Source organism: Blautia intestinihominis (assembly GCF_040096655.1).
In the GTDB taxonomy this organism is placed as follows: Bacteria; Bacillota; Clostridia; order Lachnospirales; family Lachnospiraceae; genus Blautia_A; species Blautia_A intestinihominis.
In genome coordinates, this window is the sequence record NZ_JBBMEI010000030.1 from 1 (window position 1) to 21,585 (window position 21,585).

Sequence of the window (21,585 nt, forward strand, 5' to 3'; positions counted from 1 at the left end):
TCTTCTTGAACTGGCTGTGGCTGACACTGCTTCCCGTCAGGAAGGAGATCACCCTCTGCTCCCAGATCTTATGCTTACGGTTGACGATTCCCTCTTCCACCTCATACGGACGCATGCGGTAAACGCATTTCATCAGGATATCTCCAAACACTGCACCATAGCATACTCGCTTGATCAGTGGAAGCGTCAGCTTGAATCCCGGATTGCTTTCCAGACCACTTAAGTTGATGGAAATAACCGGAACCTGCTCCATGCCGGTCTTCTTGAGTGCACGGCGGATAAATGCGATATAGTTGGACGCACGGCATCCACCACCTGTCTGAGACATGATGACAGCCGTTTTGTTCAGGTCATACTTGCCGGAAAGAAGCGCATCCATAACCTGTCCGACTACCATCAGAGACGGATAGCAGGCATCATTATTTACATATTTCAGTCCCACATCGACTGCATGCTTATTATCATTCGGAAGGACTTCCAGATGATATCCACAGGTATTAAATGCAGCCTGCAGGATTCCGAAATGGAACGGTGACATCTGCGGGCAGAGGATCGTATAATCCTTACGCATCTGCTTGGTAAATACAACCTTCTCGATAGAAGACGGTTTGATCTCACGCTCTTTATGCTGTGCATCTTTTGCACGGAGTGCTGCCAGCAGGGAACGTACACGGATCCTTGCCGCTCCAAGGTTATTCACCTCATCGATCTTCAGGCAGGTATAGATCTTGCCGCTGCCATCGAGGATCTCATAAACCTCATCTGTTGTAACCGCATCCAGACCACATCCAAAGGAATTGAGCTGGATCAGATCCAGATTATCCTGTTTTTTGACAAAGTTTGCTGCCGCATACAGACGGGAATGATACATCCACTGGTCATTGACACGGATTGGACGCTCTACTTCTGCAAGATGAGAAATAGAATCCTCTGTAAATACCGCAATACCATAACTGTTGATCAGATCCGGGATACCATGATGGATTTCAGGGTCGATGTGATACGGACGGCCTGCAAGGACGATTCCTCTTCGTCCGGTATCCTTAAGGTACTGAAGAGTCTCCTCGCCCTTTTTCTGCACATCTTTACGTGCCTGGGCAAGTTCTTCCCATGCCGCATGAGCTGCTGCCTTTACTTCCTCTGCCGGAATATCCTTAAATACCTGTACCAGACGGTCTGTCAGGATCGCTTCGGTCGTAAATGCCATAAACGGATTCATAAACTTGATGCTCGGATCTTTGAGCTCATCCACATTGTTCTTGATGTTTTCTGCATAAGAAGTAACGATCGGGCAGTTATAATGGTTGACTGCATCCGGGAACTCATTTCGTTCATACGGAACACAAGGATAGAAAATAAATTTCACACCTTTTTTGATCAGCCAGCTCACATGACCATGTGCCAGCTTCGCCGGATAACACTCTGATTCACTCGGGATGGACTCAATGCCAAGCTCGTAGAGCTTTCTGGTAGAAGTCGGCGAAAGCACCACTTCATATTTCAGTTTGGTAAAGAATGTATACCAGAACGGATAATTCTCAAACATGTTCAGGACACGCGGGATACCCACCTGTCCCCTGATTGCCTGATCCGGGCTTAACGGCTCATAGGAAAACAGTCTCTTGTATTTATATTCATAAAGGTTCGGCACATGATCCTTGTTTTTCTCTTTGCCGATACCTCTCTCACAGCGGTTTCCACTGATGAACTGACGGCCGCCGGTAAATTTATTGATGGTCAGACGGCAGTTATTGGTACATCCGCGGCAGTTTGCCATAGATGTTGTATATTTCAGCTCATTGATCTTGTCAATGGAAAGCATTGTTGTCTTTTTGCCCGTCTCATAACGCTCTCTCGCGATCAGAGCCGCACCAAACGCACCCATGATACCTGCGATATCCGGACGGATCGCTTCACAGCTTGCGATCTTCTCAAAGCTTCGGAGTACCGCATCATTATAAAAAGTACCACCCTGTACAACGATATGCCTGCCAAGTTCTGTCGCATCAGAAACCTTGATAACCTTGTAAAGCGCGTTCTTGATAACAGAGTACGCAAGACCTGCGGAAATATCAGATACCTCCGCGCCCTCTTTCTGCGCCTGTTTTACCTTGGAGTTCATAAATACGGTACAGCGTGTTCCAAGGTCGATTGGATGCTGTGCAAAAAGCGCTGCCTTCGCAAAATCCTGCACACTGTAGTTCAGAGATTTCGCAAAAGTCTCGATAAAGGAACCACAGCCGGAAGAACATGCCTCATTTAACTGTACGCTGTCTACGGTCTGGTTCTTGATCTTGATACACTTCATATCCTGACCACCGATGTCCAGGATACAGTCTACTTCCGGATCAAAAAATGCTGCTGCATAGTAATGAGATACAGTCTCAACCTCTCCCTCATCCAGAAGAAGCGCTGCCTTTATAAGAGCCTCACCATAACCGGTAGAGCATGCATAGGCGATATTTGCGCCTTCCGGAAGTTTGGAATAGATTTCCTGGATAGAACGGATTGCTGTCTTGAGCGGGCTTCCGTTGTTATTACTGTAGAAGGAATAAAGAAGGCTTCCATCCTCTCCTACCAGTGCAGTCTTTGTCGTGGTAGATCCGGCATCGATACCAAGATAGCAGTTACCCTTATAGCTTGCCAGATCGCCTGTTGCAACTTTGTAAGAAGACTGGCGTTTGTTAAATGCTTCGTAATCTTCCTCTGTCGCAAACAACGGCTCCATACGCTCTACTTCGAAGTCAAGCTTGATTGAATGACGCAGTCTGTCTTTAAGATCTGTCAGGGAAACCGTCACATCTTTCTTCGCATTCAGTGCAGAACCAATCGCAGCAAAAAGATGAGAATTCTCCGGAACGATCGTATGCTCATCATCCAGTTTCAGAGTTCTGATAAACGCCGTCTTGAGCTCGGAAAGGAAATGCAGAGGACCGCCAAGGAATGCTACATGACCACGGATCGGTTTACCGCAGGCAAGACCGGAAATCGTCTGGTTTACAACTGCCTGGAAAATAGATGCAGACAGGTCTTCCTTCGTTGCGCCCTCGTTGATCAGCGGCTGGATATCCGTCTTTGCAAATACACCGCAGCGGGCAGCGATCGGATAAAGTGCTTTGTAATTTTTTGCATATTCATTCAGACCGGTAGCATCTGTCTGAAGCAGGGATGCCATCTGGTCGATAAAGGAACCTGTACCTCCGGCACAGATACCGTTCATTCGCTGTTCAATGTTTCCACCCTCAAAATAGATGATCTTGGCATCCTCACCGCCAAGCTCAATCGCAACATCTGTCTGCGGTGCGATCTTCTGCAAAGAAGTAGAAACCGCGATAACCTCCTGCACGAACGGGATTTCCAGATGGTTCGCAAGTGTCAGACCACCAGAACCTGTGATCACCGGGCAGAGTGTCATCTCTCCAAGTTTTGCATGGGCTTTCTCCAACAGATCAGCCAGTGTTTCCTGGATGTTTGCAAAATGACGTTCGTAATCTGCAAACAGAAGCTGATCGTTTTCATCAAGAATCGCAATCTTTACTGTAGTAGATCCGATATCAATTCCCAATGTGTATGTATTCAATAAATCGACCTCCTCGTCATAAAACTGTATATATACAGATATGAATGTGTAACGTGTTCTTTCTTATTAAAAAGTGTTTTTTCAAATCGAATTCCGTAACATTATACGACAAAGTTTTACAAATGACAATGACCAACTTCAAGAATTTGTTACTCTCCTGCCCGAGTAGCAGAAAAAAAGCACCTCCGAAACCATGTCCGAAAATGCTTTTGATCCTGAATATTATATTTTATGTCATATCCTTTTATCTGTGGAATCTGTTTGCGATCCTTACCAGATAAGCGCCGCCCGGCATTCTGGAAAGGCGCTCGGAAGCAGTCTTGTCAACCAGAATATAAGCCAGGAAATACGCTGCCGCTGCCAGAACGATGGATACGCCAAGGCAGATAAAGTTTGACGGCAGGATCACATGCAGTCCGTAGTATACAGCACCTGCCACAACACCCATGACAACCGATGCAAGGATCGGGCTTACATAGGCTGCCTTCCACGGATTCTTATAATCCAGATATTTTTTCATAAAGAAATCATTCATCACGCAGACAACGACCGCATAGACGATCATCGCCACCAGAAGCGCATAAATGCCAAGATCTGTAAACATCAAAAGTAATACGACCACGATCACATCGACCAAAAGCGCCACTGCTGCAGTCATCATCGGGATCTTCGGCTTGCCGATACCCTGAAGGACACCATTGGAAATGTTTGACATTCCATTCAGAAGAATCGTAAAGGATCCAAGCAGCAGGAGTTTTCCTGCCACACCGTTTGTTCCGCCAAAAAGCAGAGACACGATCGGCTGTGCAAGCACGGCAAGTCCGACTGCACACGGAATGGAAATAAACATAGAAAGCTGGACTGTCTGGTCAACTCTCCTTCTGGTCTCGTCAATGTCACCCGTCGCATACAGGGCAGAAACCTCCGGTATCATGGATGTCGGAGCTGCACTGGAAAGTGTCAGCGGGATGTTGATGATACTCATAAAATAAGTCGCATATTCTGCATAAAGCATACTGATCGTATCGGAATCCACGCCATGTTTTCCCATGATCTCGGAATACAGGACACCATTGAGATAACCATTGATATTGTAAATAAAAGAACTCAGGATAATCGGAGAAACGATCAGGATGATCAGTTTCAGAATCTCACCATAAGTTTCCTCTTCATGGTAATGATCTCCTGCCACTCTTCTCTTGATAGCTCTGCGGTTGACTCCGTATACAAGGAGCATAAAGATCAGCGCAGTTACAACACCTGCAGTCGTTCCCACAGTAGAACCGGCTGCTCCCCATTTTGCGACACTTCCATCACTGCCGTCTGCAAAATATTTGATAAACATCCATGCAGCGATCAGGCTGACTGCCGCATTAAAGATCTGTTCCAGGATCTGTGAGATGGAAGTCGGCATCATATTTCGGTATGCCTGGAAATATCCTCTGTACACACCAAGGATTCCGGAAAGGAAGATCGTTGGAGACAGGATCTGGAGTGCCAGCACGGCATTCGGCTGGTTGCTCGGGATGATGAATCTCGCCCCAAACAAGCATACCAGTGCCACGATCCCGCCTATGATCGCAGCGTAGATCAGGGATCCGCGAAAGATCTTCTGTGCATTTTTGTAATCTTTTAAAGCAATCCTCTCGGAGATCAGTTTGGAAACTGCCTGCGGGATACTGAAAGAAGCGATCATCAGAAGGATCATGTAGGCATTCTGTGCAAGGCTGATATAGCCCATGCCCATATTTCCTACAATAGAAGAAAGCGGGCTCTTATATAATAATCCGATGACCTTGGAAATCATTGCCGCGATCATCAGAAAGGACGCGTTTTTGACTAAATTGTTCTTCTGACTCATTTTTACTCCTTATTTTCCTGTTCTGCTTTATTTTCGATCTGCCAGTCGATCGGGTCCAGTCCGTTCTGAACCAGAAATTCATTTGTCTTACTGAAATGATGGCATCCGAAAAATCCCCTGTACGCGGACAGCGGGCTTGGGTGCGGTGCCTCCAGGATCAGATGCTTCGGATTGTTGAGCATGGATTTCTTCATCTGTGCCGGACGTCCCCAGAGAAGGAAAACGATCGGACGGTCCTGCTCATTCAAGATCCGAATCGCAGCATCGGTAAACTGCTCCCATCCGATCCCACGGTGGGAATTTGCCTGATGTGCGCGGACAGTCAAAACGGTGTTCAGCATAAGCACGCCCTGCTTTGCCCATTTTTCCAGATATCCATTGTCCGGGATATAGCATCCCAGATCATCGTGTAATTCCTGATAAATATTCACCAGTGACGGCGGAACCTCGACATCCCTTTTGACAGAAAAGCACAGTCCGTGCGCCTGTCCGTCATTGTGGTACGGGTCTTGTCCAAGAATCACGACCTTCACCTGGCTCAGCGGTGTAAAATGAAATGCATTGAACATATCATCTGCCGGAGGAAAGATCTTCCGTGTCTGATACTCCTGCATAACTGTCTTATATAATTTTGCATAATATGGCTGATGGAATTCATCCTTTAATGCTTCCAGCCATTCTCCCGATAAAGGAGCCATGTATTATCACCTCTTATCTTCGAACGGAAATCCCTCTCTCTGCCAGATAATCCTTCACCTGACGGATCTCCAGTTCTTTGTAATGGAATAAAGATGCTGCCAGCGCGGCATCTGCACCGCCCTCTGTCAGTGCATCATAAAAATGTTCCAGAGTTCCTGCACCGCCAGATGCAATGACCGGAATAGAAACTGCGTCTGCGATCGCTCTGGTCAGTTCAATATCGTATCCTGCTTTGGTCCCGTCACAGTCCATGCTGGTAAGAAGGATCTCACCTGCACCGAGACGCTCGACCTTTTTGGCCCATTCAATGGCATCAATGCCGGTATCCAGACGTCCACCGTGTTTGTAGATGTTCCAGCCGCCGTCTTCTCTTCGTTTGGCATCAATCGCCACGACAACACACTGGCTTCCGAACTTCTCTGCTGCCTCTGTGATAAGCTCCGGACGGTCGATCGCTGCGGAATTGACAGAGATCTTGTCTGCACCCTCACGGAGAAGTTTCTTGAAATCGTCTACCGTACGGATACCGCCGCCGACGGTAAACGGAATAAATACATTTGCCGCAACCTGACGCACCATATCCACAACCGTGTCACGTTCTTCACAGGATGCTGTGATATCCAGAAAAACAAGCTCATCTGCACCGGCTGCATCGTAAGCTTTGGCGATCTCCACAGGATCTCCCGCATCTTTGAGATCTACAAAATTAACGCCCTTTACCACACGTCCGTTGTTTACATCCAGACAGGGAATGATTCTCTTTGTAAACATATCAGTTCCCCTCCTTCTCAAGTTTCGCAAAGTTTTCGAGGATCTTAAGTCCGTACTTGCTGCTCTTTTCCGGATGGAACTGGCAGGCAAATACATTGTCCTTCTCGACAGAAGCATGGATCGTTGTGCTGTACTCAGTCACTGCCTTCACGATCTGCGGATCTTCTGCCTGGAGATAATAGGAATGTACAAAATATACATGGGTATCTTCCGGGATATCCTTAAACAGTCTTCCGTTATTCTGAAGGTGCAGGGAATTCCATCCCATGTGCGGGATCTTGAGTCCCGGAGATGGCGGAATACGCAAGATCTTGCCTTTAAGGATCCCAAGTCCTTCTACACCCGGTGTCTCTTCGCTGCTTTCAAATAAAAGCTGTAATCCAAGACAAATCCCAAGAAACGGGGTTCCTTTCTTTATCATGTCCTGGATCACCGGAACCAAACCATATTTATGTAAGTTTTCCATTGCTTCGCCGAAGCTTCCAACTCCCGGAAGGATCACTTTGTCTGCCCGAAGGAGCACCTGCGGGTCACGGGATACAACGGTTTCTTCGCCAAGGTAGGCAAGTGCTTTCTCCACACTTTTGATGTTTCCTGCATCGTAGTCGATAATACCTATCATTCGTATCTCACATCCTGTCTTTATTCATGTTGATCATCATGTCCAAGTATACCGCAAAAAGAAGCAGATGCAAAGTGGTTTCTTTACATCTGCTTCTTTTTTAATCATTTTTGCGGTCGAGCGTAAACCAGAACTCTACGCCATTGTCATAATTCTGTACACCATACTGCTGGTGCAGGCCTTCCATGATGGCTTTTACGATAGAAAGCCCGATACCACTTCCACCGTATTCTCTGGTCCTTGCCTTGTCCACTTTGTAAAATTTATTCCACAGTTTCGGAACATCCTCCTCCGGGATCGGTGTTCCTGTGTTAAATACAGTCACTCTGACACGGTCATCCTCCGGGATCACACGGATCTCGATCTCCTTCTCACCGTTCAGATGATTCAGTGCGTTGCTGGTATAGTTCGTCACAACTTCCTCGATCTTGAACTCATCTGCCCAGACATAGACCGGCTCTGATGCCTCGAAACTTACCTTCGCTTCTTTCTGCTGGATCATGATATCCATGGACTGCAGTACTCCGCGGATCAGACTTACGATATCAAATCTCTCCATGGAAACTTCATCCCTGCCGGATTCCAGCTGGTTCAGAGTCAGAAGGTTCTTAACCAGCTTATTCATCTTGGCCGCTTCATCCATGATGACATCGCAGTAAAATTCCCTGCTCTCCGGGTCATCGGAAATATTTTCCTTCAGTCCCTCGGCATATCCCTGTACCAGTGCGATCGGGGTCTTGAGTTCATGAGAGACGTTGTTCAGGAACTCCTGACGCATCTGGTCGATCTTTTCTTTATTCTCAATATCCTTGAGCAGCTGATTGTTCGCCGATTTCAGTTCGGAGATCGTCTTCTCAAGCTGTTCAGACATGCGGTTGAAGTTCTCTCCAAGCTCATCGATCTCATTGCCCGCCTGGCTGTGATATTTCGCATCAAAATCCAGTTCACTCATCTTGGTAGAAAGCTGTGTCAGTTCACTGATCGGCTTTGTGATACGCTTCGTGATCACCCAAACCACCAGTCCGCTGAGAGCAATAATCCCAAGTCCCACATAGAAATAAAAACTGTTGGAGATCGCGACACTCTCCCGGATACTCTCAAGCGGAGTACGGATCAGGAAATAGCATCCATTCCCCAGTTCTCCCCAGCTCTCCACATATTCCATTCTGGCAAAGCGGTCACTGACCTGCTGGATCACATAATTGTCATTTTTCTGGAGAACTTTCTCCTTGTTCTTCTTCTGATCAAGATCGTATACATATCCAACCAGTCTGGCCTGCAGAAGATCCTCATTGCTTCCAACAGAACAGATCGTCTGTCCGTCTGCTGTGACCATGACCCAGGTAAGGTTGTTCTCAGAACAGTCCTTGAACATCTCATCCGAGACTTCCGCACTGCTGTTTCCATCGGAATCTGTCTCAACCTCAAGGTTCTCCAGCTTCTCTACCGCTTCCTTCAGCACTTCTGTCTTGCGGCTGATATAATAATGTTCCAGGAATAACCCATTGATCAGGGTGATCACGACCATAGAAAGAAGAAGCAGTCCAATAAACAGGACTGCTATCTGTCGGCGCAGCGGATGGAACTTCCTGTTCTTCCGCTTCTTATCTGAATCTTTGTGGAAAAATCTCATTGTTCATCCACCTCAAATTTGTAACCCATTCCCCAGACAGTCTTGATATATTCTCCCTTCGCACCCATCTTGCTTCTCAGCTTCTTGACGTGCGTATCAATCGTTCTGGCATCGCCGAAATAATCATAATTCCATACAGAATTCAAGATCTTCTCTCTGGAAAGAGCGATCCCCTGGTTCTCAAGGAAATAAGTCAGAAGTTCAAACTCCTTAAAGCTCAGTTCCATCGGCTCACCATCAACAGATGCCTGATGTGCCGCCTTGTCGATCACGATCCCTCCTGCCGACAGGACATCGCCTCCTACGTCCTGTCCGGTCCTTCGAAGGATCGCCTCCACTCTGGCGACCAGGATCTTCGGACTGAATGGTTTTGAAATGTATTCATCTACTCCGAGGTCAAATCCAAGGAGCTCGTCCCTCTCATCACCTCTCGCTGTCAGCATGATGATCGGCACCTTGGAATTCTTACGGATCTCCCTGCACACTTCCCATCCATCCATCTTTGGCATCATGACATCCAGAAGGATGAGGGCGATATCCTTTTCCTCGTAGAAAATATCCATTGCTTCTTCGCCGTCGCCTGCCTCAAGTACCTGGAAATTCTTCTTCTCCAGGAAATCTCTCACCAGCTTCCTCATACGGCTTTCATCATCTACTACAAGAATTTTCGGGGCTTCCATCTCTGATTCCTCCAATCAAAAAATTTCTTTTGTTGTATTTCAATGCTATCATCTTATCAGAGATTTATGTTTGTTTTGTGAACGATTTCAGGAATTCTGGTCCAGTTTCTCAGAAAATTCGTCTTTTTTCATTGGACGGTAGAAATAATATCCCTGAATATAATCACATCCATGTTCCTTAAGGAACTCTACCTGCTCTTTGGTCTCCGCACCCTCAGCCACTGTTCTGGCATCCAGTGCATGAGCTGCTTCTATGATCAGCGGGATCAGTTTCCTTGCTCTTGAGTTCGCTTCGATCTCTCTTGTAAAGGACATGTCGATCTTGAGAATATCGAAGGAAAATTTCTGCAACATATTAAAGGAAGAATAACCGCTTCCAAAATCATCCAGAAGGATCCAGGCTCCCTTTTCCTTGATCTTGTTGAGGACATTGCCGACATTCTCCTCGAGTGCCGCATAAGAAGTCTCGGTGATCTCAAAACGGATCAGTCTGGACGGGAATTCCGCATGCTCCAGGAAATCAATGATCTCCTCGATCAGTGTCTCATCATAAAAATCCATCCAGGAAAGGTTCATGGAAACAGGAACGACTTCCAGTCCCTTCTCATATCTGCCGCGGATATAGGCACGTACCTTCTGGAATACATAACGGTCAAGTTTGGAAATGGAACCATCCTCCTCCAGCTTCGGCACAAAGATCCCCGGGGAGATAAATCCCTTCTTCGGATGGATCCAGCGGATCAGAGCCTCCGCAGACATGATCTTGCCTGTCACAGAATCTACGATCGGCTGATAGTAGACTTCCAGTTCTTCGTTTGCGATCGCTTCCTCAAATTCTGTTGTGATCTCTGCATTGTCAATATATGCCATATCCATATTATGGTCAAAAACCGCATATGGCTTGAGATATTCATCCACAATGTACTGCTTCGCAAGTTTGGCACGGTCGATCATTCCGGAAACCGGCATCGGCTCGTCCTTAAGATAAAAGATACCGCATCTGCAGTGCACACGGATCTTCTTATTGCTGACATCAAAAACCTGATCACAGAAATCTGCCAGCTTCTCTCCGGAAATCCGGTCACGCTCTACAAAGCTCACAAAGTGGTCTGCTTCGATCCTGCCCACATAGATCGGTTTCAGGAAAGACTGCTCTATCTCATCATAGAGGCTGTCCAGGATATGGTCGCCTTCCTTGATTCCAAGTAGTTCATTGGTCGCCTTGAAACTCTTGATATTAAAAAATACGATCGCGTATTTGGATCTGTCCTCACAGTGATTCAGGAATTTCTCTACCATATAAATAAAGCCGCGGCGGTTATAGGCTCCCGTCAGATAGTCTCTGTACTCCTTCTCATGTGTGACGATCGCATTCTCGATACGATGACTTAAGATGCTTGTCACATAAGGAAGTCTGAAACAGTCGCAGACCCCAAGTCTGTATGCTCTCTTGACATCGGCAGTCAGGCTCGCGATCACGGCGATCACGGCAAATTCCTCCAGCCACATCTTCTCTCTCATGATCTCCAGAAGCTCATAGCCGTCAATATCCGGCATTTCCAGCTTCAGCAGCACCAGTTCCAGATTCCAGTGTTCCTTCTCAAGAATCTCGAGAGCTTCGCGACCGCTTCCAGCCAGCCTTATCTCATAAGTCTCTCCCAGAATATCGTTCAGCATTTCTCTGTTGATCTCTGAATTATCTACTACCAGAATCCTGGCACGCTGATGATATGTTCTACTCATTCTATAAATTCCTTCCCATTGGTAACTGATAGAATCACCTCATATACATTATTATCCAATTTTATACGTACAGTATAATATAATGATGGTTTGATTGCAATATCTGAAAATTCCTAAATCAACAAATTTTTCCGTTTTTGTTGCTTTCCCCACTGATTATCCAACAAATAGTAACTATTATCACAAAAAAAATACTGCCGCAGAGAAAAAGTATCCACAAAAATCAACATTTTCTCACGACAGTATTCTTGATTCTTATAAAAAACTTCCAAAAGATCCAGGTTATATTCTGAATGCTCAGCGTTTTACGTTAAAAGCTCCCATTCCCGGATATACAGCAGCACTTCCAAGTTCTTCTTCAATACGGAGAAGCTGGTTGTATTTTGCCACGCGCTCTGTACGGCTTGGTGCTCCTGTCTTGATCTGGCAGGTATTCAGTGCAACTGCAAGATCTGCGATCGTTGTATCTTCTGTCTCACCGGAACGATGAGAAGAAATTGCTGTATATCCTGCTTTATGTGCCATCTTGATCGCTTCAAGAGTTTCAGAAACAGAACCGATCTGGTTGAGTTTGATCAGAATAGAGTTTCCGCATCCAAGATCAATACCTTTCTTCAGACGCTCTGTATTGGTTACGAATAAATCGTCACCTACAAGCTGTACTTTTCCGCCAAGTTCTTTGGTCAGAAGCTGCCAGCCTTCCCAATCTTCTTCATCCAGGGCATCTTCGATAGAAATGATCGGATATTTCTCTACAAGCTGTTTCCAGTGCTGGATCAGACTTTCAGAAGTAAATTTGGTGCCTGCTTTCGGAAGGATGTACTCGCCCTTCTTCTCACCTTTCCATTCGCTGGAAGCTGCGTCCATGGCAAGCATGAAATCTTTGCCTGGCTCGTATCCTGCTTTTTCGATCGCTTTGAGGATGTACTGGATCGCTTCTTCATCACTTGCGAGGTTCGGTGCAAAACCACCTTCATCTCCTACGGAAGTAGCAAGTCCTTCTGCTTTAAGAAGTGCAGCAAGTGCATGGAAAACTTCTGCACACCAGCGCAGTGCTTCACGGAATGTAGGTGCTCCTACAGGCATGACCATAAACTCCTGCACGTCAACAGTATTTGCTGCATGAGCTCCACCGTTTAAGATATTCATCATCGGAACAGGAAGACGGTTTCCGGAAATTCCTCCAAGCAAACGATACAGCGGGATCTCCAGTGCAAGGGAAGCTGCTCTTGCTGTTGCGATAGAAACTGCAAGGATCGCATTGGCTCCAAGATTTGATTTGTCTTTTGTGCCGTCTGCCTCGATCATTGCCTTGTCTACTGCATAGATATCAGATGCATCCAGGCCAACGATCGCTTCGCTGATCTTTGTGTTGATGTTTTCTACTGCTTTCAAAACACCTTTTCCGAGATATCTTGCTTTGTCACCGTCGCGGAGTTCCAGTGCCTCAAATTCACCTGTAGATGCGCCGCTTGGTGCTGTTCCTCTTCCTACGGTACCGTCGATCAGGGTTACTTCTGCTTCTACTGTCGGATTTCCTCTGGAATCCATGATCTCACGGCCGATGACTTTTTCAATTTCCAAATAGTTCATGATCTTTTTACTCCTTGATCTGTAGATTTATGCCAGTGCTTTTCCTAATGCTTTGCAGTTTTCTACTGCTTCATCGTCTGGTTCTTCCTGACAGATCACACCGTCTGCTACAAGAACAGCTCCGTCCTCTTTGCATTTAGCTTCCCAGTTGTGCATCCAGTCTCCATCGCCCCATCCGTAGGATCCGAAAAGACCGATCTTTTTGCCGGAGAGTTTTTCTTCACAGGAGCTGAACATTGGCTCGAACTCATCTTCTTCCAGTACTTCATCTCCCATAGCCGGGCATCCGAATGCGATTGCATCAAATTCGTCTACTTTTGCTGCCTCAAAGTCTGCTGTCTCAAATACAGTAACTTCTGCGCCTGCTTCTTTTGCTCCGTCTGCTACTGCATTTGCCATGCTCTCTGTGTTTCCTGTAGAACTCCAATATACAACTGCTACTTTACTCATATTCTTTTACCTGTCCTTTCTTGATCATGCTGCGACGGTGAGCTGAAGGATGCTTCTGCCATCGGCAAATAATTTCTGATAGATTTCTGAACATTTCTTCAGTTTCCGGAAGATCACCTGGGTCTTCTGCTCATCTCCGTAAACCTTCCAGATCCCACAGCACTTGTAATTTTTTCCCTTCTGTTCAATAAATCCTGTCACATCATCCAGAGGATATCCCAGGAACAGTCCCACCTCATGAGGGAAGCATTCATACTGAAAAAAGCGGTCCTGAAGTTTGCGAAGACAGCAGTCCGTTCCCCGGCATTCGTATCCACAGGTCTGAAGGATGTTCTCGGCTCCTTCCCTGTTCAGATCAGCTTCCAGCTTGTTTTTCCGGTAGACGTAGATCAGTGCTCTCTTCTCGCCTGTTCTCAGTATTTCCACATAAACCCCTTTTCCATTCAGCTTACGGTTTTCTTCCTGTACCTCTCTTGGCAGATCCTCCATATCATCCGGCAGATAGTTAAACATATTTGCCGTTTTTATCCCTGCAAGCGTCGGAGCGCAATGCGCAACAATACCTGATTCTAACATTTGGTTACCTCCATCTCGCTCATGATGCTTCCTGCAAGGAAAAAGGATTTACTGATTCTCGCTTTTGCGCGCAGGAAATAGATTAGTTTTAACTAACTTAGCTTTTAAATTTTACGGATATGTCTCCATACCCGTAAAATATTACGCTCTTGGTTAGAACTAACTAACTGAGATGATAGTACTATATTTCACCTGTGCTGTCAAGAGTTTTTTGCATTTAACTTTTTTATTTTTTCAGCTATTTTTTAAAGGACAGATTTCATGGAATCCATACCGATCAGCAGTGTGGATGTATTGTGAAGAAGTGCAGACATTGTCGGCTGGATCACGCCTGTCACACCGAGTGCGATCAGGGTTCCGTTGATACCCATGATACGTCTGTAGTTCTTGTGGATCTTGGTCATCAGACCGTTGCTGATCTCTTTGAGTGTGACCATAACAGACAGATCATCTGCGCCGATCGTGATATCGGAGATCTCTCTTGCAAGTTCTGCACCATCACTGATCGCGATTCCGACATCTGCAGCGGAAAGTGCCGGTGAATCGTTGATCCCATCGCCGACCATCAGGACTTTGTGTCCGCTTTCTCTTGCTTCCTCGATAAATCTTGCCTTGTCTTCCGGAAGTACTTCAGAATAATATTTGTCTACACCGACTCTGGCTGCGATCGCTTTGGCTGTACGGTCGCTGTCGCCTGTCATCATGACGATCTGTGTAAATCCTGCTTCATGCAGTTTGCGGATCACTTCCGGTGCCTCCGGACGCAGCGGATCTTCGATGCAGATAACAGCTGCCAGCTCACCCTCGATGCCAAGATACAGGTGAGAGTATTCCGGCGGAAGACTTGCAAATTCTTCTTCTTTGCCCTCCGGGATCGTGCACTTCTCATCTTCGAATACGAAGTGATGGCTTCCGATGATGGCTTTTCTTCCATCTACAGTCGTGGAGATTCCGTGTGCTACGATATATTCTACTTTAGAGTGCATTTCTTCATGAGTCAGGCCGCGGTCCTTAGCCGCATCCATGACTGCTTTTGCCATAGAATGTGGGAAATGCTCTTCCATGCAGGCTGCAAGACGAAGAAGATCATCCTTGGACTCGCCGTTAAAGGAAACAACGTCTACTACCGTCGGTTTTGCCTTAGTCAATGTTCCTGTCTTATCAAATACGATGGTGTCTGCCTCAGCAACTGCCTCCAGGAATTTGCCGCCCTTGACTGTGATCTTGTGTGCATTTGCTTCGCGGATCGCTGCAAGCACGGAGATCGGCATTGCAAGTTTCAGAGCGCAGGAGAAGTCTACCATAAGGATAGACAGTGCCTTGGTCACGTTTCTGGTGAGCAGGTAGGTAAGTCCTGTTCCTGCAAGTGTGTACGGCACAAGGCTGTCTGCAAGATGTTCTGCCTTGCTCTCTACTGCTGATTTAAGTTTCTCGGTTTCTTCGATCATGGTAACGATCTTCTCAAACTTGGTGGAACCGGATGTTTCTTTGACACGGATGGTGATCTCACCTTCCTCAACAACAGTTCCTGCATATGCATAGCTTGCTTCGCGTTTTACAACCGGCATGGATTCTCCTGTAAGAGATGCCTGGTTGACCATTCCCTCTCCGGCTGTAACGATACCGTCGAATGGGATCACGGTTCCCATATGGATCTTGACTTCATCGCCAGGTTTGATCTGGTCAGAATTTACAAGGACTTCTCCGCCCTCTGTCACAAGCCATACTTTGCTTACATTGAGGGACATGCTTCTTGCCAGGTCGTCTACAGATTTCTTATGTGTCCAGTCCTCAAGGATCTCACCGAAGCCTAACAGGAACATAACGGAAGATGCTGTCGAGAAATCTCCACGGAAAATGGATACTCCGATCGCTGTTGCATCAAGTACGGATACTTCGATCTTGCGTTTTGCAAGAGTGCGGATACCCTTCCAAATATATTTCATAGAATGTAATGTGGTAAGTACAGTTCTGACCGGCATTGGAAGGAACAGCTTCTTGCCGTAATGAACCACAACATGATTTACCATTTTTTCCCAGTATTCGCTGTTCATCTCACGGCCGGAGTTCTGGAGATAGCTCTCCGGAGCCTCGGAAGCACCGTATGAAAACTTCTGTACCGCTTTCAGAATTGCCAGTTTATCTCCATTGTAGCAGATGACCGCATCCTGATTACGCTCTACTACTTTGACAGCCGTTACGCCTTCCAGGCCGCTGAGAAAATATTCGAGCTGATCTGCCTGGCGGCAGGTCATTCTCTTCTGGCAGATATGGATCCTGACTCTGCCTTTGATCTGATGCTCTATTTTGAATTTCATATAATCTTTCCTCGCATGTTTGTTAATAAAAAACACCTGCAGTGATTACCACAGGTGTTCTTTTTTGATATTTCTTACTCTTCTTCTGCAGTCTCTACAGTTTCTTCTGTGGTCTCTTCTACAGTTTCTTCCTCTGCTGCATCTTCAAAAGCTTCCTCTGCTGCGGCACGGTCTTCGTTGATCTGCTTAGCTTCTGCATAGATATCCTCTGCGTTTTCCTGAACCTTGGATACTGTCTTCATAACGCAGTCTTTAGCACGAAGAACGGCTGCTGTGCAGTTGGTATAAAGTTTCTTTGCATCCTTGCTGGAAAGTACTTTGATACCTGCTGTTCCGAATACTACTCCTGCTGCAAAAAGTCCGCTGTGTTTTGTGTTAAATTTGATCATTATACTTATACCTCCTGTTGTAAAATTATTTACTAATTAATGTAGTGTATTTTATTGTCATCGGGATGATAGGTTTCTGTTCCGTCCCTTGACATTACAACCATTATAATATGCGTCAAATAAAAGTCCAGCCTAACTTGCACTTCTGAGAAATTTTCTCATTTATGTATAAAAATATAAGGGATTTTTTGATGGATTTTTATATACTTTCCTATGAAAAGGTGCATGGAAAGCGGTTATTCGCCGCTCTCCATTGAAATACTGCGTACCCGTCTGTCGTGCAGATAGCCAAAAGATTCCATGCCTTTCTCGATCACCTGGCGCAGTTTCTCACCGTCCAGGCGGATGCTGGTGTAGTCATCCAGCTTGACACTGCAGATATGTACCGGGGATTCCTCATTGCAGATGCGGTAAGCGCGTTTCCTCTTGAGGGCACCGATCTCTTCCAGGAGATTGATCATGCGGTATATCGTAGCCATTCCGATGTTAGGATCTCTCTTTGATGCCAGAAAATAAATTTCCTTACAGCAGGTGCATTCCTCCTGCAGGATAATATCAAGTATGATTTTTCTCTGTTTTGTAATTCTGCAGCCAGCCTGGCGAAGTCTGTTCATGATCGCACTTCTCTGCATATTACTCCGCTGATACTGCTGATCACGGCAGGAATTCACTTCCGTTTCCATTTCGTCTTCAAAGATTATCTCTCTCAGTGCTTCCATTCTATCACTCCCGTCCGTTCAGTTAGTTCGATTCAACTATCAAAAGTTTACATCACCTAACCTTTTCTGTCAAGATTATTTTTTATCAGAAAGAAATTTAATCGGAAATTTTGTCTTCCCCTTGACAACTGGAACTTTTATTGCATATAATAAGAAACAGTCAAAACAAGAGCATCGTCTGTTTACCAGTATTTCTAAGGAGGCTCAGCCTTCACCAAACGTTTGGGGCTTGTACTGGTTTCGACGGGGGTTTTGAAGTTGAGGCAGCCATCCGCAGACTCCTGGACTGCGTATCAACCGGGAAACTAAATATAAACGCAGACGAACAGTACGCGTTAGCAGCCTAAGCGCTGCTCATCAGCCCTGATGCACTCACACATCAGGAATCTGGTGTCGACTATGTGAGAAACCTTGCCGGGTAAGCTTTGCCCCGGTAGATGTATCATGAAGCTACCAAAGCAGTAAGCCTGTCGGTGGGCGTACTGCCAAGGGAATGTCAAATCAGCGACTGTGATGGGAGATACCGCAAGGGATAGGCTTTCGGACAGGGGTTCGATTCCCCTCAGGTCCATTTTATGGCATCAAAAAGCTGACGCACATCTTTCGAAACCTACGGAGATGTGCGTCAGCTTTTTGTTATCTTTTGTATTACTGAATATGTAATTCTTTTTTCCTGATTCTTAAAAGATCTATATATATCTTGTAGGTGCAACTGGCTGTCATACATTTGTTTCATTTGCTTAGACCCTATAGTTTTGCGTCACCGGATTTCCCCGGCTATGCCTTTTAAATATAAAATAAATATACTCTTTTATTGCATAAACGATATTGTTTCATTAGTTATTCTGCATTTACGCTGAGTGCTTCCGGGCTTCCGAGAGCACCGATGTTTTTGAGCAGGAAGATCGCATCACCCATACCCCTGACATAAGACAGATCTGCATATCTTTCACTCTTTGATTCCAGGCAGGCGATATAATCATCGATCACCCTTCTGAACATGTAAGGAAGATTCATGCCGGCGTATCTTTCTTCCAGCTCTTTCAGATCGTCTACGTCCTGTCTGATGTATTCATCAGATTCGAGTATTTTTTCTCTCCTTTCCGTCATCATTTTTTCGATGCAATTCACAATTGCAACTTCGGTCATTTTTTCCAATTTTCTATCCTCCGTTTGTGCAATACTATAGGTTTCACCCTTATTCTATAAAGAATCCCGCCAAACGTCAACAAAATTCGTCTGACAATTTATTGAAAAATTCGACAAATCTTTTTCATTCCTGTTCAATTTCAGCCTTATTTTATGAGGGTTTGCGGCGATTTTAGGGATTTTTGTTTTTTTCAGAAAACCTGATCTTTTATTGAGAAGAAATTTCTTTACTTTTGACGGATTTTCTAATAATATTGTATGTATATGCATATCAACGATGTATAAATATACATTTCAACTTCAGAAGGGAGAGGAATTTATGACAACAGCACACATCTGTATCATGATTGCGATCATTATCTATCTTGGTGCAATGCTCTTTGTCGGCTATCTCTGTTCCAAGCAGAACAACGATACCTCAGACTTTTATCTGGGCGGTCGTAAGCTTGGTCCTCTGGTAACCGCAATGAGTGCAGAAGCCTCCGATATGAGCAGCTGGCTCCTTATGGGACTTCCTGGTCTTGCATATCTTTCCGGTATCGCAGACGCAGGCTGGACCGCGATCGGACTCGCAATCGGTACATACCTTAACTGGAAAATCGTAGCTAAGAGAATCCGTCTCTACACTCATGTAGCAGGAAACTCTATTACTTTACCGTCCTTTTTCAGCAATCGTTTCAGGGACGACCGCAGGATCCTGCAGTCGATCGGAGCTATTTTTATTGTGATCTTCTTTATTCCATATACAGCTTCCGGTTTCGCTGCCTGCGGAAAACTGTTCTCCAGTCTGTTCGGAGTAAAATATCTGACTGCCATGATCATCAGTGCACTGATCATCGTCGGATATACGACTCTTGGAGGATTCCTTGCGGCATCCACCACAGACTTTATCCAGAGCATCATCATGTCCATCGCACTGATCATTGTATTTGGCTTCGGAGTATCTGTTGCAGGCGGTCCTGACGCAGTTATCAGCCACGCAAAGTCACTGCCTGGATACCTTACCATGATGACCACTTACAACCCGGAAACAGGCACAGAAGCAGCTTATCCGCTCATCAACATCGTTTCTATGCTGGCATGGGGACTTGGATATTTCGGAATGCCTCACATCCTTCTTCGTTTCATGGCGATCGAAGATGAGAAGAAACTTTCCTTATCCAGAAGAGTGGCTACTACCTGGGTTGTGATTTCCCTCGCAGTTGCCGTTATGATCGGTGTCATCGGTCTTGGAATGACAGAAGCCGGCGAACTGGAAATGCTTCATGGAGCTAATTCAGAAACCATTATCGTCAAGATTGCAGACCTCTTGAGCACACACGGTGTACTTCCGGCACTGCTCGGCGGTACGATCCTTGCAGGAATCCTGGCATCTACGATGTCCACCGCAGATTCACAGCTTCTGGCTGCTTCTTCTGCTGTTTCTTCCGACCTTTTCGGTGCAGTCCTGAAGAATAAGAAGAAACAGGAGACCATGCTCACTGACCGTGTTACCCTGCTTTTGATTGCTGTGATCGCAGTTATCATTGCCCGCAACCCGGACAGTTCTGTATTCAACATCGTATCTTTTGCATGGGCAGGTTTCGGTGCTGTATTCGGTCCGGTCGTGCTCTTTGCACTGTTCTGGAAGCGTACCAACTGGCAGGGAGCTCTCGCAGGAATGGTTTCCGGCGGTGTTATGGTATTCGTATGGAAATATCTGGTCCGTCCAAACGTTTCCTTCCTGAACTTCTATGAACTCCTTCCGGCATTCCTGATCTCCAGTGTGATGATCATTGTAGTAAGCCTTGCTACCAAAGCTCCATCCAAAGAGATCACAGACGAGTTCGAACTGGTTCAGAAAAAAATGGCTGAATAAAAATTTCAGCAATCATTTCAAAACAACAAAAAAAGAAACCGCAGAATCCTTTTTAACTGGATTCCACGGTTTCTTTTTTTGATGTCTTGAAACTATTCAGTAGGTAATATCCCGCGAGGTGTTTTGGCATGTTTTTGCCAAAATCCCGAGACATACAAGTCAAAATGCCATCACCGAAGGTGATTTGGAATTCATTTTGACTCGTAACTGTGAGGATACTGAACAGTTACGATGTCTTTTACTTTTTATTTTACCAGAGATAGGAAAAGATCGAAGCTCCAATGACAGTGCACAGACCGCACACAACGATCGCCAGACTGCTCATCGCTCCCTCTACTTCTCCAAGCTCCATTGCTCTTGCTGTACCTACCGCATGAGATGCTGTACCGATCGCAAGTCCTCTGGAGATCGGACTCTTGATGCGGAACAGTTTGCAGATGTATTCTGCAAACATGTTTCCAAGAACACCTGTAATGATGATCACTGCAACAGAAATTGTCACATATCCGCCAAGCTCCTCAGAAATGCCCATACCGATTGCTGTCGTAATAGACTTCGGAAGCATGGTCACATATTCTTTGTGGCTCAGACCGAATACGATCGACATTACAAGTACCGTTCCAAGACTTGCGATAACGCCTGAAATAACTCCGCCAAAGATCGCCCCGATATTCTTTTTCAGCAGATCAAGCTGCAGATACAGAGGGATCGCCAGGCTTACCGTCGCAGGTGTCAGAAGGTAGCTCAGGTATTTTGCACTCATATTGTAGCTTTCATAATCCACATGAAAAACTACCAGAAACGCGATCACGATCGCAATAGAGATCAGAAGCGGATTTAATAACGCCAGCTTCCATTTACGCTGTGCTGCAAGCCCGATCTCATATGCCAGAAGGCTGATCACGATCCCTACCGTTGCCGAACTCATGATTAAATTGTCCATC

Annotated in this window: 17 protein-coding genes, 1 other RNA gene and 1 riboswitch; of the genes, 2 read left to right on the forward strand and 16 right to left on the reverse strand. The window is 45.8% G+C overall.

Annotated elements, in window-relative coordinates; translation table 11 throughout:
- The 14 genes from WMO75_RS10475 to WMO75_RS10540 all read right to left on the reverse strand — a co-directional run.
- On the reverse strand, nt 1–3,580 hold a 3,580-nt coding region (locus WMO75_RS10475), incomplete at its 3' end, for an acyl-CoA dehydratase activase-related protein (protein WP_349078009.1).
- A 244-nt stretch (nt 3,581–3,824) separates the two neighbouring features.
- The gene (locus WMO75_RS10480; RefSeq protein ID WP_173905004.1) at nt 3,825–5,441 is read right to left on the reverse strand and encodes a putative polysaccharide biosynthesis protein; all 1,617 of its coding nucleotides are present in this window, start codon (nt 5,439–5,441) and stop codon (nt 3,825–3,827) included.
- Between the two features lie 2 nt (nt 5,442–5,443).
- Entirely contained in the window at nt 5,444–6,139 is a 696-nt protein-coding gene (gene ung, locus WMO75_RS10485) for a uracil-DNA glycosylase (RefSeq protein ID WP_022214562.1), read from the reverse strand.
- Between the two features lie 13 nt (nt 6,140–6,152).
- Nucleotides 6,153–6,911 (reverse strand): imidazole glycerol phosphate synthase subunit HisF, encoded by a 759-nt coding sequence (gene hisF / locus WMO75_RS10490; protein WP_118698324.1) that lies wholly within the window; start codon nt 6,909–6,911, stop codon nt 6,153–6,155.
- A gap of 1 nt (nt 6,912) precedes the next feature.
- Nucleotides 6,913–7,533: an imidazole glycerol phosphate synthase subunit HisH gene (gene hisH, locus WMO75_RS10495; protein WP_022214560.1), complete on the reverse strand. Its 621-nt coding sequence runs from the start codon at nt 7,531–7,533 to the stop codon at nt 6,913–6,915.
- Between the two features lie 100 nt (nt 7,534–7,633).
- Complete coding sequence (locus tag WMO75_RS10500; RefSeq protein ID WP_022214559.1) at nt 7,634–9,166, reverse strand: sensor histidine kinase; 1,533 nt, start codon at nt 9,164–9,166, stop codon at nt 7,634–7,636.
- On the reverse strand, nt 9,163–9,846 hold the full coding sequence (locus WMO75_RS10505; protein WP_022214558.1) for a response regulator transcription factor: 684 nt from the start codon (nt 9,844–9,846) through the stop codon (nt 9,163–9,165). Before WMO75_RS10505 ends, WMO75_RS10500 begins: the two co-directional genes overlap by 4 nt.
- An 87-nt stretch (nt 9,847–9,933) precedes the next feature.
- A complete protein-coding gene (locus WMO75_RS10510; RefSeq protein ID WP_118251355.1) occupies nt 9,934–11,589 on the reverse strand; it encodes a putative bifunctional diguanylate cyclase/phosphodiesterase in 1,656 nt (551 codons plus the stop codon).
- Nucleotides 11,590–11,886: 297 nt separating this feature from the next.
- Complete coding sequence (gene eno, locus WMO75_RS10515; RefSeq protein ID WP_022214556.1) at nt 11,887–13,182, reverse strand: phosphopyruvate hydratase; 1,296 nt, start codon at nt 13,180–13,182, stop codon at nt 11,887–11,889.
- A 27-nt stretch (nt 13,183–13,209) separates the two neighbouring features.
- Nucleotides 13,210–13,632 (reverse strand): flavodoxin, encoded by a 423-nt coding sequence (locus WMO75_RS10520; RefSeq protein WP_022214555.1) that lies wholly within the window; start codon nt 13,630–13,632, stop codon nt 13,210–13,212.
- Between the two features lie 24 nt (nt 13,633–13,656).
- Nucleotides 13,657–14,208 carry a DUF3793 family protein gene (locus tag WMO75_RS10525; protein ID WP_118251353.1) on the reverse strand — a complete coding sequence of 184 codons (552 nt, stop codon included), beginning with the start codon at nt 14,206–14,208 and terminating at the stop codon, nt 13,657–13,659.
- A 245-nt stretch (nt 14,209–14,453) separates the two neighbouring features.
- Complete coding sequence (locus WMO75_RS10530; RefSeq protein WP_022214553.1) at nt 14,454–16,526, reverse strand: heavy metal translocating P-type ATPase; 2,073 nt, start codon at nt 16,524–16,526, stop codon at nt 14,454–14,456.
- A gap of 74 nt (nt 16,527–16,600) precedes the next feature.
- Nucleotides 16,601–16,915 (reverse strand): DUF6110 family protein, encoded by a 315-nt coding sequence (locus WMO75_RS10535; RefSeq protein WP_118251352.1) that lies wholly within the window; start codon nt 16,913–16,915, stop codon nt 16,601–16,603.
- A gap of 236 nt (nt 16,916–17,151) precedes the next feature.
- Nucleotides 17,152–17,634, reverse strand: coding sequence for a transcriptional repressor (locus WMO75_RS10540; protein WP_118251351.1), 483 nt, complete (start codon nt 17,632–17,634; stop codon nt 17,152–17,154).
- A gap of 225 nt (nt 17,635–17,859) precedes the next feature.
- On the opposite strand from WMO75_RS10540, the gene ssrA reads away from it, so the two are divergent.
- Nucleotides 17,860–18,208: a transfer-messenger RNA gene (ssrA, locus tag WMO75_RS10545) on the forward strand.
- 130 nt (nt 18,209–18,338) lie between these two features.
- Nucleotides 18,339–18,428: riboswitch (cyclic di-GMP riboswitch) on the reverse strand.
- Nucleotides 18,429–18,474: 46 nt separating this feature from the next.
- Here the strand turns inward: ssrA and WMO75_RS10550 are convergent.
- Nucleotides 18,475–18,792, reverse strand: coding sequence for a hypothetical protein (locus tag WMO75_RS10550; RefSeq protein ID WP_022215615.1), 318 nt, complete (start codon nt 18,790–18,792; stop codon nt 18,475–18,477).
- Nucleotides 18,793–19,102: 310 nt separating this feature from the next.
- Between WMO75_RS10550 and putP the strand changes: the two genes are divergently transcribed.
- On the forward strand, nt 19,103–20,641 hold the full coding sequence (putP, locus tag WMO75_RS10555) for a sodium/proline symporter PutP (RefSeq protein WP_118251350.1): 1,539 nt from the start codon (nt 19,103–19,105) through the stop codon (nt 20,639–20,641).
- A gap of 250 nt (nt 20,642–20,891) precedes the next feature.
- Here the strand turns inward: putP and WMO75_RS10560 are convergent, their stop codons facing one another.
- Nucleotides 20,892–21,584: an LrgB family protein gene (locus WMO75_RS10560; protein ID WP_022215613.1), complete on the reverse strand. Its 693-nt coding sequence runs from the start codon at nt 21,582–21,584 to the stop codon at nt 20,892–20,894.
- Nucleotide 21,585: the final 1 nt, after the last annotated feature.